The organism is Pseudomonas sp. PDM25 (genome assembly GCF_019219045.1).
GTDB lineage: Bacteria > Pseudomonadota > Gammaproteobacteria > Pseudomonadales > Pseudomonadaceae > Aquipseudomonas.
Window position 1 is genome coordinate 485,982 of the sequence record NZ_JAHUWL010000001.1, and the last position, 18,552, is coordinate 504,533.

Genomic DNA, 18,552 nt, shown 5'->3' on the forward strand with positions numbered 1-18,552 from the left:
TGGATTACTTCGCAGAGATTGCGCCGTCCACCAGTGTTTGCGCTTCTGCCACCAATTGTTTGAGGTGTTCGTCACTGACGAAGCTTTCAGCGTAGATCTTGTAGATGTCTTCGGTGCCCGACGGACGCGCCGCGAACCAGCCGTTCTCGGTCATGACTTTCAGACCACCGATCGCCTGGTCATTACCCGGTGCATGACTGAGGATGCTCTGGATTGCTTCGCCCGCCAGCTGGGTCGAAGTGACCTGGTCCGGCGACAATTTGCTCAGCAGGGCCTTCTGCTCAGGGTTGGCCTTGGCATCGACGCGCACCGAGAACGGTTCGCCCAGTTCGTCGGTCAAGGCGCGATAGGCCTGACTTGGGTCGCGGCCGGTGCGGGCGGTCATTTCTGCGGCCAGCAGTGCCGGGATCAAGCCGTCCTTGTCGGTGCACCAGACGCTGCCATCCTTGCGCAGGAACGAAGCGCCGGCGCTTTCTTCGCCGCCAAAGCCCAGAGAACCGTCAAACAGGCCGTCAGCAAACCACTTGAAGCCGACCGGCACTTCGTACAGGCGACGCCCCAGACGTTTTGCCACGCGATCGATCAAGCCACTGCTGACCACGGTTTTACCCACGGCCGCATCGGCGCGCCACTGCGGACGGTTCTGGAACAGGTAATCGATCGATACGGCAAGGTAGTTGTTCGGCGCGAGCAAACCACCGGACGGGGTCACGATGCCATGGCGATCGTGGTCCGGGTCGCACGCGAAAGCCACATCGAAACGCTCTTTCAGACCGATAAGGCCCTGCATGGCGTGAGTGGACGATGGGTCCATGCGGATCTGACCATCCCAGTCGACCGTCATGAAGCGGAAGGTCGGATCGACCTGTTGGTTGACCACTTCCAGATCCAGGCGGTAATGCTCGGCAATCGCCGACCAGTAGCGCACCCCTGCTCCGCCCAGCGGATCGACACCCAAACGCAGCTTGGCATCACGGATGGCGTCGAAGTCGATCACGTTGATCAGATCGGCAACATAGGTATTGAGGTAGTCGTGACGATGGGTCGTGCTGGCCTTCAGCGCCTGCTCGTAGCTGATGCGCTTGACGCCAGCGAGCTTGTTGCTCAGCAGTTCGTTGGCCTTGGCTTCGATCCACTTGGTGATGTGGGTATCGGCCGGGCCACCATTGGTAGGGTTGTATTTGTAGCCACCGCTTTGCGGCGGATTGTGCGACGGCGTGATGACGATGCCGTCCGCCAGGCCCGACGTGCGTCCGCGGTTGTAACAGAGAATGGCGTGGGAAATGGCCGGTGTCGGGGTGTATTCGTCACCTTGGGCGATCATTACCGTCACGCCGTTGGCGGCCAGTACTTCAAGGGCACTGGCGCCGGCCGGGGTGGACAACGCGTGGGTGTCGATGCCGACGAACAGCGGACCGTCAATGCCTTGGGCTTCGCGGTACAGACAGATTGCCTGGCTGATCGCCAGAACGTGCCATTCGTTGAAACTCAAGTCGAACGAGCTGCCTCGGTGCCCGGATGTGCCAAACGCTACGCGCTGGGTCGAAATGGCGGCATCGGGCTGACCGGTGTAATAGGCCGTTACCAGTCGCGGGATGTCGACCAACAGTTCTACCGGTGCCGGTTTGCCCGCAAAAGGACTGAGTGTCATGCAAAACCTCTGAAGTAGAGTGGTTCAGGAATAGGAACGCAGTTTACTGGCAGTTTGACCGTAGCGCGATGGGATCGATCCATGAGAGTCGCGCAGGGTGTGTGACCCCGGTTCAATCGATCGATTCCAGACGCAAGGCGTCCCCTAACAAGCCCATTGCCGCGCCAAGGTCGTGATCACCGCCGAAGGTGTGACTCAGGCGCAAGTGTTGCGCATGCAAGCCCTGGAGGCTGAACAGCTCTCCCGGCGCGATCACCACCTGATGCTTGAGCAGACGCTGGAACACCCGACGTACATCGACCTGGCGCAGAGAACGAACCCACACGGTCGCCCCGCCCTGAGGGTCGACAAAGTGCAAGGCATCGCCCAGACGCTCCTGCAACAGCTGCGTCATCTGCACCTTGCGGTCCTTGAGCATCCGCCGTAATACCTGAAGGTGCTGATCGACACGTCCATTGCCGTACAGGCGGGCGATGGCTTTCTGGCGAATCGGTGACAAGCGGAACGACCGCAGCAGAAAGTACCGTTGCAGTTCAGCACTGAAATGCCGCGACAGCAGATAGCCGTATGGCGCCTCCGGTCCGATGATTTTCTCGAAGGTGGAAAACACGATCAGCCGATCAGGGTCCAGCAAGTCGCGAAACCGCTGGCCGTCCGGTTCGAATCCGAGTTCGCCGTAGCAGTCGTTTTCCAACACCCAACTGCCATGTCGCTCCAGCAACTGCGCGACGGCTTGTCGGTTGTCATCGGGTGCCCGGCTGCCTCGCGGCATGTTCAGCCCGGATGAAACCATCACCAGCCGCACCGGCTCGGTCTCCAGCAGCTCCTTGAGCCATTCGACGTCCAGGCCACCGCTCGATTGCACCGCCAGCTCGATCACTCGCACCTGCGCAGCCTGGAGCAACCGCAGAATCGCCCAGTCGCACGGCGACTCGACCAACACCGTGGCGTCCTTGAGATTCAACACCGCGATCAGAATTTCCAGCACGCCACGCAGGTCAGCGCCAATATAGACATCGTCGGCGTGCCAGCAGCGCAGCGGCGAGGTGGTGTAGCGCGCTGCCAGGGCAATGCGCAATTCCAGCTCGCCGCAAGGTTGCGATGTCGGTTGCGGCTGACGCGGATACTGACGCAGCAGTTCTCGTTCCAGCAGTAACAACGGACTGTCGAGGGGTTGCAACAACGCCGGTTCATCGGCGCTCAAGACCAGCATTCCGGGACGTCTGGCGTTGACATAAACGGTTTCCAGCAGGTCGTTGCCACTGCTGAGCGTGCTGATGGAGGACACCGGTAACGCGTAATAGCCGGACTTGGCCACCGAATAAACGCGCCCTTCCTTCTCTAGCAGCGAATAAGCGTACTGAATGGTCGAGATAGACACGCTCAGACGCTCCGCCAACTGTCGCAACGAAGGCAGACGGACTCGCGTGTCACTGACCGGTTCGTTGATCAGGTTAGTCAGATATCGGTACACCGCCTGATACGCGAAGTCAGTTTCTCGTGGCCCTTTCATGGGCGAGGGCCGAATGCCGTATGAACGTCATCATGCATCGTCAAGAAATCTGTCAAGCCACGCACTTTCAGCGCCCCGCTGACCATTCATCCGCCACCGCCGTGTCGTCGTCATAGTCGGTTGCGGCTTGCACACCCGCGCCGTCGATTTCCAGCGCGCCGACCCTACCTTCATCCGCAGACACCGGGCCCATGCGGTAAAGCTTGCCGATCAAGCTGACAGGCAACCCGCTGACGTCGGTCATCCATTGCAGAACCTGCTCTGGCACAGGATTGCCCTGCATTGCCCGGTGCAAATCAGGCATCGCCACGAGCATGCCGGGGTGGCACTGGCGCAGAAAAAACTCAAGCGCCGCGCCATTCTCGACGAAAGGTGAAAAGAGCAGGCACACCAGTTGAGCCTCGCTCAGGCCAAGGTTTTTTTGAGCCTCGGCCGCTGCCAGCACGCGCTGCTCGCCCAACGTCGCCGGATTGCCGAACGCCTCTACCGCTTGTTCGCACAACCGTTGCGCCAGTTGTTTGCGCCGCATCATCACCAATGCCCGCTGCAGGAATTCGGCGACACCCGTCTCGTAGCCGCGGTCCTGCACGAAGCACGACTGCAAACCCCGTATGTGTGCAGAGATAGAAAGGCTGACGTACTCGTTGTCGCGGAGCTGGGCCGCCAGTTCGTCAGGTTGAAAACCTAGAAACTCGGTGAGCAGTGGCCAACGCTCTTCCAGGTTGCTGACCAACAAGTCGTGAATGTCGATGTACGTGGCGCGACGACAGGTCTCGAATTGTTCGGCCGGACGCCACGCAACCTGGTCATGCTCAGCATAAAAAGCGCGGTAGCAGTCACTGCCCAATTCATCGAGCAGCGCGAAAAGCGCCTCGTAGCCGGTTTCATGGTGATTCGAGGTCTTGAGCCCGGCCTTGGCGGCAGCACGTTTCAAGCCGTCGAGAAACTGCTTCTGCTGACGAGGTGAGTCGCTGCTGATCAATGCATCCACGCCGCTGTCCCAGCGAGCTATTTGCCCATAGAACTCGCCGGTAGCCAGATACCCGTCGTCCCACAGATCAAGCGGCCCGTTCCAGGCGCGACAATGGCCCACCATCAAAAGATTGAGCCGATTCGACTCACGGCCGCCTTCGGAAATCGGCGCCAGGTGGTTGAACGGCAGGACTTCCCGGTTATCAACCATCAACACTTCGACCCGCGGATCGTCGTAGAGGAACAAGGCGCTGTAGCTGCGATGGATGTTTTCCAGGGCCGTCGGGCTTGCGTCGTTCAAGCGCAAGGATGCCACTCGCAACTGAAATGTCGCTGGCGCCCGGCCGGCGATACTCAGCTGCGCGGCGCGCAGCAGCGCCAGGGTGTAACAACTGTCGCGGGACCCGGACTGAATCGCCAGGACCTTGTAATCGCCAATACGCTCCATGCCCCCCGCGGCCACCACCAGTCGCTGAATCATCAGTTGCAATGCCGTGCGCTCGGCGCGCGAGAAGAAACTCAGCAATCGCTGCAGCACTTGCTGATAGACATAGTTCATCGCTTGGTCATGGATATTGGTCATCTTTATTTACCTGATGCTTGTAAGTTCGATATCGCGCCAACAACGACACGCATTGCGCAATGGGTTGCTTGCCACGATTGAAGTACTGGACGCTATTGCCAAATGCTAGCACTTAAGCTTTTAGTAATTATTTGAAATAACTAGAAGTCTCCCCTACTCCCGCCAGAGACAGGTGGCCGCCAACCCCTGTAGAGCCGGCCTTTTGCGACTGCGAGCGACATCCTAGGAAATGTCCGACAGCGTCCCACAGACAATTAGCACAAGAAATAGAGAAAGAAGTCACCCATGTTTTTTTGGCAACTGCGCAACGACGAACTATTGGTCGGATATGTATTAACAGTGCGTATTGAAAAGTATCAAGCCGATACCCAGCCATGACTCATTCCTTGAGATGAAAGTAATCATTCAATTATCAAGGCTTATATGATGATTAGAAGATACAGATTGCGAGCAAAAACCAGTTCAGTTGCTGAACTGCCCCATTGACGGGGCAATGGGATGTCTCATTTTGGAAGGTGCTGAAAACAGAAGAGTCCGTGAGGGCACGGACTCTTGCAGAGGGGCTTTGAAGGGCTTATGCAGGTACGACCTGGAGGGCGACCCGTTCGCGGCATGGGCATTCGTCCATGTAACGGTGTGCTTCTACAAACTCGGCAAACGGGAAGACCCGAGTCTTGAGCGGCAGCAGCACGCGGTCGGCGGTCATCTGGTTGATGTCGCGCAAGGCGCGTTGCAGTGCGACCTGGTCCTGGATGATGCCCAGTTCAGGCTTGCCAGTAAAGTTGCCGATGCAGTGCACAAAGAACTGGATGTTCTTCTGGAACGCTGCGCAGGCCGGGAACGGCGTCTGGTTGCCACCTTGCAGCCCGTACAACACCAGGCTGCCACGAGGCGCAAGCACATCGCCAAGCAACGACATCTGTGGACCGCCGAGACCGTCGAACACAACGTCCACGCCACGGTTGTCGGTGATCTTGTTGATCTGCATCAGCAGATCCTGTTCTTCGGTGACGATGACTTTCTCGGCACCCAGGGACAGCAGGTTTTCACGCTCTTCTGCGGTCTTGGTCGCGGCAATGACCCGGATACCCAGAGCCTTGCCCAATTGTACAAAGGACGGACCGGCACAGTGACTGGCATCGGTCACCAGGGCGAATTGCCCGGGTTTGACCCGTGCCAGATCGACATAAGCGAAGTAAGCGATCAGCAGCGGCGTGTAATGCACGCTGGCTTCGATCGGGCTGAGCACGTCCGGGTAGCGGGTCAGTGCCGAGCGAGGCAGGACGATCTGTTCGCCGTAGACCGGATAATCGTTCGGGCTTTCAGCCGGGAAGCTGGCGACCTTGTCGCCGATTGCCAGATCATCGACGCCCTCGCCGAGCGCCGTCACGACACCGGACATTTCATGGCCAAGGCCTGAAGGCAGACGAGCGTGGGACGAGGCCAGGTTCTGGCGCCAGAGAATGTCGTACCAGCTGATGCCAATCGCCTCGACGCGCACCTGCACTTCGCCCGGCGCAGGGAGAGCGGCCGCATGCTCTTCGCATTTGAGCACCTCGGCTGGACCAAACTTGTGAAAACGGATCGTGCGGGACATCGCAAACCTCGTCAAAGAAACCTCTAATGCCATGAACTCTATCTGGGCTTTCTACCCAAGACTATCAGTGGCTATTAATAGTCGACATGCCTGTCATTGATTCCGCAGCGCCGGCGACATCGTCAAATGCCGTGAAAACCGAAGCAGCCCTTTTCAGGAAAACTGAATTACTCGGTGCAGAGTAGCAGCCTTTCCCCGTAATATTCATGCCGGCCATTGTTCTCATATGGCCGCTCTCGTCAAGCTTGATGACTCTGCCAGGACTCCAGATGAATCGTAATGACCTGCGTCGTGTCGACCTGAACCTGTTGATCGTTTTCGAAACATTGATGCATGAACGCAGTGTGACCCGCGCTGCGGAGAAACTGTTCCTCGGCCAGCCGGCCATCAGTGCGGCGCTCTCGCGCCTGCGCGGGCTGTTCGATGATCCGTTGTTCGTGCGTACCGGCCGCAGCATGGAACCGTCCGCCCGGGCGGTGGAAATCTTCGCCCTGCTCTCGCCTGCACTGGATTCGATTTCCACCGCGGTCAGTCGTGCGGCGGAATTCGACCCGGCGACCAGCACCGCGGTGTTTCGCATCGGTCTGTCGGACGATGTCGAGTTCGCGTTGCTGCCGATGCTGCTCAAGCGCCTGCGCGCCGAATCCCCAGGGATCGTGCTGGTAGTGCGCCGGGCCAACTACATCCTGATGCCGAGCCTGCTGGCCTCGGGCGAGATTTCCATCGGTGTCAGCTACACCGCCGACCTTCCGGCCAACGCCAAGCGCAAAGTACTGCGCCGCAGCATGCCGAAGCTGTTGCGGGCCGACACGGTGCCAGGGCCGTTGAGCCTGGATGATTTCTGTGCACGGCCTCATGCTCTGGTGTCGTTCGCCGGTGACCTGAGCGGCTTTATAGATGAAGAACTGGAAAAGCTCGGACGCAAACGCCATGTGGTGCTCGCGGTGCCGCAGTTCAACGGACTCAGCACACTCATCAGCGGGACCGATATTGTCGCGACCGTGCCGGATTACACGGCTGAAGCGCTGACTGCGGCCGGCGGTGTGCGGGCTGAAGACCCGCCGTTGCCTGTGCGCAGTTTTGAATTGCACATGGCCTGGCGTGGGTCGCAGGATAATGATCCGGGCGAGCGTTGGTTACGCTCGCGAATTCAGATGTTCTTTGGTGATCCGGATAGTTTGGCCTGATCCTGATTATGTGTGAGGGCTTCTGGCCCTTTCGCGAGCAAGCCCGCTCCCACAGGGGAATGCATTCCAAATGTGGGAGCGGGCTTGCTCGCGAATAGCCGCAACACGGTTTCGAACCTTACCTTTGCACTCCCCGCAACACTGAATTGTCATCAACCTGATTGATAGCCGCCTAACGACAGGTGCACGCTAGAGAGCTTGGCTGTCGCTTATATCATTCCGAATGATAGTTACCTTTAGCTCATTCGATTCGTGCGATACATCCTCGCCGAGCATCATCCGTCCATTCTCAATACATTGGCGGATGCATCCATGGAACAATCACTCAAACATTTACGCTTCCCGTTGGCCCTGTTGGCCGTACTGGTGATGAGCGCCTGCGGCAAGACTCCGGACACGGCCGCCACTATGCCCGCAGCCAAGGTCAGCGTGGCCAAGGTGCTGGAACAACCGGTTAACGAGTGGGACGAGTTCACCGGGCGCCTCGAAGCCCCGGAAACCGTAGAAATACGTCCACGGGTCTCTGGCCAGATCGATGAAGTGGCCTTTACTGAAGGCGCTTTGGTCAAGAAAGGCGACCTGTTGTTCCAGATCGACCCGCGTCCATTCCAGGCCGAGGTCCGCCGCCTCGAAGCTCTGGTCGCCCAGTCCCGCGCCAACGCCACCCGCAGCGAAAACGAGTCCCAGCGTGGCGAACGTCTGCGCACCAGCAACGCGATCTCCGCCGAGCTGGCCGATTCGCGCACCAGCGCTGCTCAAGAAGCCCGCGCCGCCGTCGGTGCCCTCCAGGCGCAACTGGACCTGGCCAAACTGAACCTGAGCTTCACCCGTGTCACCGCGCCGATCAGTGGCCGCGTCAGCCGTGCGGAAATCACCGCCGGTAACCTGGTGACCGCCGATACCACCGCGCTGACCAGTGTGGTGTCCACCGACAAGGTCTACGCCTACTTCGACGCTGACGAGCGTGTGTTCCTCAAATACACCCAGCTCGCTCGCCAGGGCAAACGCGGTGCGACCACGCCGGTGTACCTCGGCCTCTCCAACGAAGACGGCAACCCACACCAGGGCGTGATGAACTTCGTCGACAACCAGGTCAACCCGAAAACCGGCACCATTCGCGGTCGTGCCGTGTTCGACAACAGCGACGGCGCCTACACCCCAGGTCTGTATGCCCGTCTGAAACTGGTCGGCAGCGGCACCTATTCTGCCGTGCTGATCAACGACGAAGCGGTCGGTACCGATCTGGGTAAAAAGTTCGTGCTGGTGATGGATGCCGACAACAAGACTGTTTACCGCTCGGTCGAGCTGGGTCCGAAGATTGAAGGTTTGCGCATCGTGCGCAGCGGGCTGAACAAGGACGACACCGTCATCGTCAAGGGTCTGCAACGGGTTCGCCCTGGTTCACCGGTCACCCCAGAAGTGATCCCGATGGCCAGCGAACAAACCCTCGCGGCACTTGCACAACAACGACAAGCGCTGGAAGCCAGCAACCTGCCCCAAGTCGCACCTGCCAAGGTCGCGCCGGGTTCGGTTGTGAAACTGGCTGCTGCGACTCCACGCGGTTAAGGGATCTCTACGATGAATTTTTCCCAATTCTTCATTTCACGGCCGATCTTTGCAGCGGTACTTTCGCTGCTGATCCTGATCGCCGGCGCCATCTCGCTGTTCCAGTTGCCGATCAGCGAATACCCGGAAGTGGTACCGCCGACCGTTGTGGTTCGTGCGAACTTCCCGGGTGCCAACCCTAAAGTCATCGGTGAAACCGTGGCCGCTCCATTGGAGCAAGCCATCACCGGCGTCGAGAACATGCTGTATATGTCCTCGCAGTCCACCGCTGACGGCAAGATCACCCTGACCATCACCTTTGCGCTGGGCACCGACCTGGACAACGCACAGGTACAGGTGCAGAACCGCGTGACCCGGACCGAGCCGAAACTTCCAGAAGAAGTGACGCGCATCGGTATCACCGTGGACAAGGCTTCGCCCGACCTGACCATGGTTGTGCACTTGACCTCGCCGGACAAACGCTACGACATGCTCTACCTGTCCAACTACGCCTTGCTCAACATCAAGGATGAGCTGGCGCGTCTGGGCGGTGTCGGTGATGTGCAGCTGTTCGGTATGGGCGATTACTCGCTGCGTGTATGGCTTGATCCGAACAAGACCGCTTCGCGCAACCTGACCGCCACCGATGTCGTGACTGCGATTCGTGAACAGAACCGTCAAGTGGCTGCCGGTGCACTGGGTGCGCCACCCGCGCCGAATGCCACAGCGTTCCAGCTGTCGGTCAACACGCAAGGTCGTCTGGTTTCTGAAGAAGAGTTCGAGAACATCATCATTCGCTCCGGCGAAAACGGTGAAATCACTCGCCTGAAAGATATCGCTCGCATTGAGTTGGGTTCCAGCCAATACGCATTGCGTTCGCTGCTGAACAACCAACCGGCAGTGGCGATCCCGATCTTCCAGCGCCCTGGTTCCAACGCGATCGAAATCTCCAACGAAGTGCGCGACAAGATGGCGGAGCTGAAAAAGGGCTTCCCGGAAGGCATGGACTTCAGCATCGTCTATGACCCGACGATCTTCGTGCGTGGCTCCATCGAGGCGGTGGTTCACACCCTCTTCGAAGCGCTGATCCTCGTTGTGCTGGTGGTGATCCTGTTCCTGCAAACCTGGCGCGCCTCGATCATTCCATTGGTGGCGGTGCCGGTTTCGCTGATCGGTACGTTTGCCGTGATGCACCTGTTCGGCTTCTCGCTGAACGCCCTGTCACTGTTCGGCCTGGTATTGGCCATCGGTATCGTGGTGGACGACGCCATCGTGGTGGTGGAGAACGTCGAGCGAAATATCGGACTGGGATTGACGCCGGTCGAAGCAACCAAACGTGCGATGCGAGAAGTAACCGGCCCGATCATCGCGACGGCGCTGGTGCTGTGTGCGGTGTTTATCCCGGCGGCCTTCATCTCCGGGTTGACCGGGCAGTTCTATAAACAGTTCGCCCTGACCATTGCGATCTCGACTGTGATCTCGGCGTTCAACTCGCTGACCCTGTCGCCTGCCCTGGCCGCAGTGTTGCTCAAAAGCCATGACGCACCGAAGGACCGTTTCTCCAAGGTCCTCGACAAGATCTTCGGTGGCTGGCTGTTCCGTCCGTTCAACCGCTTCTTCGACAAGGCCAGCCATGGTTATGTCGGCACCGTGGGCCGGGTTATCCGCAGCAGCGGCATCGCCCTGCTGCTGTACGCAGGCCTGATGGTGCTGACCTTCTTCGGTTTCGCCAACACCCCGACCGGTTTCGTACCCGGCCAGGACAAGCAGTACCTGGTGGCCTTCGCGCAACTGCCGGATGCCTCGAGCCTGGACCGTACCGAAGACGTGATCAAACGCATGTCTGACCTCGCCCTGAAACAGCCAGGCGTGGAAAGTGCCGTGGCCTTCCCGGGCCTGTCGATCAACGGTTTCACCAACAGCCCTAACGCCGGCATCGTGTTCGTCACCCTGAAACCGTTCGACCAGCGTAAAGACCCGAGCATGTCTGCCGGTGCGATTGCCGGTGCCTTGAACGGCCAGTACGCCGGGATTCAGGAAGCCTACATGGCGATCTTCCCGCCGCCGCCGGTACAAGGCCTGGGCACCATTGGTGGTTTCCGTCTGCAGATCGAAGACCGGGGCAACCTGGGCTATGACGAGCTGTACAAAGAAACCATGAACATCATCACCAAGAGCCACAACGTGCCGGAACTGGCCGCCCTGTTCACCAGCTACACCGTGAACGTGCCGCAAGTCGATGCCGCCATCGACCGCGAAAAAGCCAAGACCCACGGCGTGGCCGTCAGCGACATCTTCGACACCCTGCAGATCTATCTGGGTTCGCTGTATGCCAACGACTTCAACCGCTTCGGTCGCACCTACCAGGTCAACGTTCAGGCTGAACAGCAGTTCCGTCTCGAACCGGACCAGATCGGTCAGCTGAAAGTGCGTAACAACAAAGGCGAGATGATCCCGCTGGCGACCTTCATCAAGGTCAGCGACACCTCGGGCCCGGACCGCGTGATGCACTACAACGGCTTCATCACCGCAGAAATCAACGGCGCGGCAGCCCCTGGCTACAGCTCCGGCCAGGCTCAAGCGGCCATCGAGAAACTGCTCAAGGAAGAACTCCCGAACGGTATGACCTACGAGTGGACCGACCTGACCTACCAGCAGATTCTGTCCGGTAACACCGCACTGTTCGTGTTCCCGCTCTGCGTGCTGCTGGCGTTCCTGGTACTCGCGGCGCAATACGAAAGCTGGAGCCTGCCACTGGCGGTGATCCTGATCGTACCGATGACCCTACTGTCGGCCATCACCGGTGTGATTGCTTCGGGAGGCGACAACAACATCTTCACCCAGATCGGCTTGATCGTACTGGTGGGACTTGCCTGTAAGAACGCGATTCTGATCGTCGAATTTGCCAAGGATAAACAGCAGGACGAAGGCATGAACCCGCTGGCTGCGGTGCTCGAAGCTTGCCGTCTGCGTCTGCGCCCGATCCTGATGACTTCCTTCGCGTTCATCATGGGTGTTGTGCCTCTGGTGTTCTCCAGCGGTGCCGGTGCCGAAATGCGTCATGCCATGGGTGTGGCAGTGTTCTCCGGGATGCTCGGGGTGACCTTCTTCGGTCTGTTGCTGACGCCGGTGTTCTACGTATTGATTCGTAACTTTGTGGAGCGCGGTGAAAAGCGCAAAGCGGCCAAGGCCCTGAAACTGGAGGCGCAACAATGAGTCTGAAAGCCTTCCTGCCGAGCCTTCTGGTACTGGCCCTGAGTGCCTGTGCCGTCGGCCCGGACTATAAGACCCCAGCCACTGAGCCGGCCAACATCACCACCGCCACCGATGGCAGCGCCGGTCAGAAGAACTTCGACCGCTCGCGTTTCGAAGGCATCTGGTGGCAGCAGTTCGAAGACCCGACCCTCAACCAGTTGGTGACTCAATCGCTGAAAGGCAACCGTGATTTGCGCGTGGCCTTTGCCCGCTGGAAAGCAGCGCGAGCGATTCGTGATGACGTCAGCAATGACGCCATGCCAACCATCACCAGCCGGGCCAGCAGTGACCTGGCCAAGGGTCAGATCCCGGGCCAGACCACCAAGCGGGTCAATAGCGAACGCTACGACCTGGGCCTGGACATGGCGTGGGAGATCGACCTGTTTGGCCGTATCCAGCGCAACCTGGAATCCGCCGACGCCGAACAGCAAGCGCTCGAAGCCGATCTGTACCAACTGCAAGTCTCGATGATTGCCGAACTGGTGGATGCCTACGGTCAACTGCGCGGTGCGCAGCTGCGGGAAAAGATCGCCCTGGCCAACCTGAACAACCAGCAGGAATCGAGCAAGATCACCGTCAGCCTGCGTGATGCCGGCGTCGGCGATCAGCTCGATGTGGTTCGCGCCGATGCACGCCTGGCGTCCGTCGAAGCCAGCGTGCCGCAATTGCAGGCCGAACAGGTTCGGCAGAAAAACCGCATCGCCACTCTGTTGGGTGAACGTCCTGACAAGCTGACCGTCGACCTGAGTCCAAAAGACTTGCCGGCGATCGCCAAGGCCCTGCCGATCGGTGATCCGGGTGAACTGCTGCAACGTCGCCCGGACATTCTCAGCGCCGAGCGCAAACTGGCCTCCGCCACCGCCCGAATCGGCGTGGCCAAGGCTGATTTGTTCCCACGGGTCAGCCTCAGCGGCTTCCTCGGCTTCACCGCCGGGCGCGGTTCGCAAATCGGTTCTTCGGCGGCCAACGCCTGGGCACTGGGCCCAAGCATTACCTGGGCGGCGTTCGACCTTGGCAGCGTGCGCGCTCGTCTACGGGGTGCCGATGCGGATGCCGAAGGCGCCTTGGCGACCTACGAGCAGCAAGTACTGTTGGCGCTGGAAGAATCGGAAAACGCCTTTAGCGACTACGGCAAACGCCAACAACGCCTGATCTCGCTGATCCGTCAGAGCGAATCCAGCCGCGCCGCGGCCGACCTCGCCCAAATTCGCTACCGCGAAGGCACGGCGGACTTCCTCGTCCTGCTCGACGCCCAGCGTGAGCGCCTGGCGGCCGAAGACACTCAGGCCCAGGCCGAAGTCGATCTGTATCGCGGCATTGTCGCGATTTACAAAGCCCTGGGCGGTGGCTGGCAACCAGAGACGGTCGCCAGCAAGTAAAGTTTTAACGAGCTCCTTTGGTTGGTCGCAACCAGCCAATTCCTTTGCCCTGCGCCTCATTCGGTCGCGGGGCTTTTTTTTTGCCGATCCCGAATTCCACACATATCCCTGTGGGAGCGGCGGTGCGGCGATCCGACTTGCTCGCGAATGCGGTGTGTCAGTCGACATAATCTCGCCTGACACACCGCATTCGCGAGCAAGCCCGCTCCCACAGGGGGTTAGCGGCGTTCTTGAGTATTGCGGGTTTCCAGGATTGTTACGGTGGCCGTGGTCCCGGCACGCAGTCGGTTTTTGGCTGCGTAATCGGCGTCGATCTGTATCCGCACCGGCACCCGTTGTGCCAGTTTGACCCAGGTGTAACTGGGGTTGATGTTGGCCAGCAGGCGACCGCCGGGCAGGTTCTCCCGGTCGGAAATGGCGAAGGCAATGCTTTGCACGGTGCCGCCGAAGGTTTCGCCGCTCATCAATTCGATCCTGACCCGGTCGCCCTCCTCGATTCGCGGCAGCTTGGTTTCTTCAAAGTAGCCGCTGACATAAAACGAGTCGCTGTCCACCAGCGCCAGCAGCGCGCCACCGGCCGCGGCATAGTCACCCTGACGGGTCAGCAGGTTGGTGACGTAACCACTGACGGGCGCTTCGACCCGCGTGCGCTTCAAATCCAGTTCGGCCTGGGTCAATGCGGCGATTGCCAATTGCACATTGGCCTGGGCCAAACCGAGGTTGGCCTGGTTGCGCAGCAACTCGGCCTGCGCCACCGCCACTTCCGTGCTGGATTTCTCCCATTCTTCGCCAGAAATGGCGAAACGCTGCTTGAGCGTGCGCCGTCGGCGTTCTTCACTCTGACGCTGGTGGAGCAGCGCTTCACTGGCGACAATCGTTGCCTCGGACTGACCAAGGGCGGCTTTCGCCACTTCCACCGAGCGTTTGGCATGCTCCACCGCCAGGACATAGCGCGCCGGGTCGATCTCCAGCAGCAACTGGCCTTTCTCCACGTGCTGGTTGTCCTGCACGCCGAGGCCGACGATGCGCCCCGAGACATCGGCGGACAAGGTCACCACATCGGCACGCACCCGTGCATCGCGGGTCCAGGGCGCACGGGTGTAATGCTCCCAGGCAAACCAGCCGAGAACAAAAGCCAGCAATACCACCGCCACCGTTACGAGTCGGGCAAGGATCTTCTTCAACGCATCAAGCTCCCATCACCAGAATCAGCGTTGCGCAAACGCAGGCGTACAACGCGCCTTCGAACAAGGCTTCATGCCAGACGAACCGCAGCACGCCAGCACGGCGCAAGATCCAGTCCAGCAGCAAGTAAATCGGCAAGGCCAGCAATAACGCCTGGGCAATCGGCGGCAAGTAGACGCCACCCAATTCGAAATCAATGGGCAAGGGCTGGCACTCCTTCCGTTTCTGCGGGTTGAAAGTGTTGGCGATGTCGCTCCAGAAACGACACCACGATCAACAACGCCACGCGCATCCTGAAGACCGACCACAGGTGTTCATGAACGTCTAAATGCAGGTCGTCCATTTCATCACCCAAGACACGCAGCTTTCCGAGCAACTGCTCAAGGTCAATCCCGGGCCGCCCGGCAATCAATCGTCCTGTCTCACGAACCGCCGCCAGCAAACGGTTTTGCTGATCAGTACTGAGCAAGGTGTTGCTTTGCCCCTGTTGCCTGAGTTGGTTCAACGCCACACCCAGCGCCATGCACCCGAGACTGACTTCGAACAGCTCGCTCGATTGCTTGTCGTTGGTGGCCGGCAACAGTCCCAACATCATGGTCAGGCGGTCGACCATGCGACTTTCAAACGCAAATTGCTGCTCATCGGTGGCCGGCGTCTTCAGCAATGCGTGGACCTGCTCACAGTTCTCATTGAACAGTCTACGCATCCGTAAATCGGGCCTGAACGGGAAGATCAAGGCGTAGACACTGAGCGCCAGCGCGGCTGCGCAGACATACGAACCGGCAAACTCGAACCACTGAATGGCACTGTTTTGGCCGATTTCCGTGTTTTGCGGGCCCAACAACAGCATTGTCGTCAGTCCAAGACCAATGCCTGTGCCCGTGGTGGCCGGACTGGACAACCCCACCGCGACGGCATACAGCAATGGGGTTAACAACAAGGCGAGTAACTCGAAGTCACTGATCATCGGTATCAGCAGGAACAGATACAACGCCGAGACCACCAAGGCCAGACCCAGCCCCCTGGCGAAGCTTTGGCTGGCCAGCAACGGCCTTGGAAAAGTCGCCATCAGCGAACAGAGAATTCCCGCCACGATCATCCCGCCACGCGCTCCGTCCCAGGCGGTCTCGATCCAGATCAGGCCGGCCACCAGCAACGCGGTAAATGCGCGGATCGCGTTCATTGCCGCCAACGTGAAATCCAGGTGGAGCGGATTCTCCTGGCCGCGAAACATGCTGCTGGCCGCACGCCCTTCCTGAATCGCGTCGCTCAGCTCCAGAATCTGCCCCAGTTGCTCCAGCATCCGCGCCTGCTCCCAGCGCAGTGACCAGGCCAGTGAACGCAGCGTGGCAGGCATCGTCTCGGTCAGTTGTTCTGCCTTATAGGCTTGATCATCGAAACGCTGTTGCAGCGCCGCGAAAGGGTGCCGCGCTTCGGTCGACAGTGAGCGCCCTTGCAGGGCCAATTCATCGAGAAACGCCAGTTCTTCGCCACGCAAACGCTGTATCTCTTCGGGCAACGCTCCTTTCCAGCGCTCGGCCAGCAGTTGCCGCTGGTGACGTAGCGCCGTCAGCCGCGAGGTTAGCAGCACCAGCTGATTGCCCAGCAGTTGCACCAGACCATTGGCGCTGCGCAATCGGGGTGCGTCGTAATACAAATGCCGCCTTACACCTTCCAGGGCGCTGATGGAGCCGAGCAGTTGCATCTGCCGCCGATGGAAATCGGCCTCGCTTTCTTCGGTTCGAATGACGGCAGCAGCGTGGGTCGCGAGCAGCTTGATGACCTGATCGATCTTGGCGAAGTAATCCCGGGCCACCGCTTCCGGTCGCGCGGTCAGCAGACTGACCACGCACACACAAGCCACCGCCAATAGCGTCTCGGTCACGCGGGTGACGGCTAGAAGGAACGTACCGCCCTGATCGGGTACCGCCAGCAGTGCCACGACCACTGCCGTGTACCCGCTCAAAACAAACGCCTGGGAACTGGTGTAGCGCAACAAGGTGCCGCCGGCGGTACACAGCGCCAGCCACAAGGCCAGGGTGAGGATGAAAGGCAGGGGCGCCTGGGGAAAGATCGCCATGATCAACACCGCCACGACCGCCCCTAGCGTGGTACCGATGACCTGGCCGAAACTTCGGGCCAGGGCCATGCCACCCAATGGCTGGCTGACGATGACCACCGCCATGATCGACCACTTGGGTTGTTCAAGGTCGAACAGGAACGCCAGATACAACGTCAGCAGCCCGGCCACGATGGTCCGCAGAGCGAACAACGCCACGCCGGACCCGGGGTTGAGTATCGCCTTGAAGTACTGAAGCAGCGGTTGCATGGGAGCGCTCATTGAGTCATCTCCAGCAAGCGTAGTCACTGCCAAGGCGCCTCGACGGGTTTCAATATCGACGCAACCTGTAGGCAAAATCATTGAAAAGCCAGCCAGCCTCGAATTGCCTGACTAACGAATTGAACTGAGTCTGGGTTTGACTCACAGCCTTGGCTGACCGAAGCTGGCACCTTTGCAACAGCTTGCCAGCTCCCGGATTCCTGCATGCCCCAGTCTCGCCGCTACCTGCTCATCAGCCTCTGCGTCCTGTTTGCCATCGGCCTTGCCTGGTTTTTCCTGCGCAGCACACCCCCTGCCGTGCCGGAGGCGATCAAGCGTGGCTACAGCGAGGCGCTGAATCAGGCGCGCGCGGGCCAACCGGGTGCAGCGCGGGTTCTTTACCAGCAATTGGGCCGCCCCGATATATCGCCCAAACGCCGCGTCTGGTTGCATGCCGAACTGCCCAACTACCCCAGCTCCGTGGCCCTGAAACTGGCGGATGCGGACTTGCAGCATGAATCACCGGACGTGCGCATCGCGGCGATCAAAAGCATCAGCGGTCTGGTGCCCAGCGGTCAGCGCAGCCTGCTGCTGGGCCCGTTACTCGATGACAGCGAACAGCGCGTCCGCTATGCCGCCGTGAATGCCTTGCTGGGGCTATCGCCGGACGATCTCGGTTTGTACTTCGGGCCGCTGGAGCAAGCCATTGATGCCTGGGAACAGGACCTGAAGAGTCAACCGGAAAGCGCCGACAACCAATATCAACTGGCTCGGCTGCATCTGCACAATGCCGAATTGAAAGAGGCGCAGCAGGCGCTGGAGAACACCTTGCGTCTTGCGCCCGGCAACCTGCCCGCGCTGGTGATGCAAATCGACGTGCTGGATCGCCTGGGCCAAAACGATGCGGCCCGGCAACTGTTGGCCAAGCAACTGAAGGCTCAGCCCGACTCGGCCTACCTGCAACATGCCCTGGGACTCTGGCTGTTGCATCACGGGCAAAGTGAGTTCGCCCTCCTCGGCCTTTCCAAAGCCGTGGAGCTGGAGCCGGACAACAAGGATTACCGCTACGACCTGGCCACCACGCTACACGCTGAACAGGAACTGGAAGCAGCGCAGAAACAACTGCAGGAGATCGTCCAGCGCCACCCGGCCGACCGAAGAGCCCGGGTACTGTTGATCAACTACTGGAAAGAAAGCGGCCAGCTGCAAAACGTACAGATTCTGTTGGCGCAACTTGAACAACTCAATCCCGACGACCCCGCCTTGCAGCAAGGGCTTTAACAACAGCAAAAATTTCGTTGAACTCGTCGTCTCGGCCAAGGGTCAAGAGAACAGGCAGTCCATTCAGGCGCTACGGCCTGCTGC

Annotated in this window: 12 protein-coding genes; 5 read left to right on the forward strand and 7 right to left on the reverse strand. The window is 59.6% G+C overall.

The features are described 5' to 3' along the window. Nucleotides 1-4: 4 nt before the first annotated feature. The 4 genes from pgm to KW848_RS01875 all read right to left on the reverse strand — a co-directional run bounded on the left by pgm (nucleotide 5) and on the right by KW848_RS01875 (nucleotide 6,316). Nucleotides 5-1,651, reverse strand: a complete 1,647-nt coding sequence (gene pgm, locus KW848_RS01860) for a phosphoglucomutase (alpha-D-glucose-1,6-bisphosphate-dependent) (RefSeq protein WP_218535069.1) — start codon at nucleotides 1,649-1,651, stop codon at nucleotides 5-7. 112 nt (nucleotides 1,652-1,763) lie between these two features. Next, nucleotides 1,764-3,164, reverse strand: coding sequence for a PLP-dependent aminotransferase family protein (locus KW848_RS01865; RefSeq protein ID WP_218535073.1), 1,401 nt, complete (start codon nucleotides 3,162-3,164; stop codon nucleotides 1,764-1,766). A 67-nt stretch (nucleotides 3,165-3,231) separates the two neighbouring features. After that, nucleotides 3,232-4,719, reverse strand: coding sequence for a hypothetical protein (locus tag KW848_RS01870; protein ID WP_218535074.1), 1,488 nt, complete (start codon nucleotides 4,717-4,719; stop codon nucleotides 3,232-3,234). A 574-nt stretch (nucleotides 4,720-5,293) separates the two neighbouring features. Then, nucleotides 5,294-6,316: a zinc-dependent alcohol dehydrogenase family protein gene (locus KW848_RS01875; RefSeq protein WP_218535077.1), complete on the reverse strand. Its 1,023-nt coding sequence runs from the start codon at nucleotides 6,314-6,316 to the stop codon at nucleotides 5,294-5,296. 269 nt (nucleotides 6,317-6,585) lie between these two features. Here KW848_RS01875 and KW848_RS01880 point away from each other — a divergent pair, with 269 nt between their 5' ends. The 4 genes from KW848_RS01880 to KW848_RS01895 all read left to right on the forward strand — a co-directional run bounded on the left by KW848_RS01880 (nucleotide 6,586) and on the right by KW848_RS01895 (nucleotide 13,682). Continuing rightward, the gene (locus tag KW848_RS01880) at nucleotides 6,586-7,503 is read left to right on the forward strand and encodes a LysR family transcriptional regulator (RefSeq protein WP_008156370.1); all 918 of its coding nucleotides are present in this window, start codon (nucleotides 6,586-6,588) and stop codon (nucleotides 7,501-7,503) included. 312 nt (nucleotides 7,504-7,815) lie between these two features. Beyond that, nucleotides 7,816-9,069, forward strand: coding sequence for a multidrug efflux RND transporter periplasmic adaptor subunit MexE (gene mexE, locus KW848_RS01885; RefSeq protein WP_008156373.1), 1,254 nt, complete (start codon nucleotides 7,816-7,818; stop codon nucleotides 9,067-9,069). A 12-nt stretch (nucleotides 9,070-9,081) separates the two neighbouring features. Further along, nucleotides 9,082-12,264: an efflux RND transporter permease subunit gene (locus tag KW848_RS01890; RefSeq protein ID WP_218535079.1), complete on the forward strand. Its 3,183-nt coding sequence runs from the start codon at nucleotides 9,082-9,084 to the stop codon at nucleotides 12,262-12,264. After that, nucleotides 12,261-13,682, forward strand: a complete 1,422-nt coding sequence (locus tag KW848_RS01895; RefSeq protein ID WP_192408479.1) for an efflux transporter outer membrane subunit — start codon at nucleotides 12,261-12,263, stop codon at nucleotides 13,680-13,682. The genes KW848_RS01890 and KW848_RS01895 overlap by 4 nt, the downstream gene beginning before the upstream one ends. Before the next feature lie 218 nt (nucleotides 13,683-13,900). On the opposite strand, the gene KW848_RS01900 is transcribed toward KW848_RS01895, so the two are convergent. From KW848_RS01900 to KW848_RS01910, 3 genes are read right to left on the reverse strand one after another with little or no spacing between them, the layout of a single operon-like run. Then, entirely contained in the window at nucleotides 13,901-14,866 is a 966-nt protein-coding gene (locus KW848_RS01900; RefSeq protein WP_218535081.1) for an HlyD family secretion protein, read from the reverse strand. 4 nt (nucleotides 14,867-14,870) lie between these two features. Further along, complete coding sequence (locus tag KW848_RS01905; protein ID WP_192408439.1) at nucleotides 14,871-15,071, reverse strand: DUF1656 domain-containing protein; 201 nt, start codon at nucleotides 15,069-15,071, stop codon at nucleotides 14,871-14,873. Next, nucleotides 15,061-17,208: an FUSC family protein gene (locus tag KW848_RS01910; protein ID WP_218535082.1), complete on the reverse strand. Its 2,148-nt coding sequence runs from the start codon at nucleotides 17,206-17,208 to the stop codon at nucleotides 15,061-15,063. Before KW848_RS01910 ends, KW848_RS01905 begins: the two co-directional genes overlap by 11 nt. Nucleotides 17,209-17,412: 204 nt before the next feature. On the opposite strand from KW848_RS01910, the gene KW848_RS01915 reads away from it, so the two are divergent. Continuing rightward, nucleotides 17,413-18,468, forward strand: a complete 1,056-nt coding sequence (locus tag KW848_RS01915; RefSeq protein ID WP_111449989.1) for a lipopolysaccharide assembly protein LapB — start codon at nucleotides 17,413-17,415, stop codon at nucleotides 18,466-18,468. Nucleotides 18,469-18,552 lie beyond the last annotated feature (84 nt).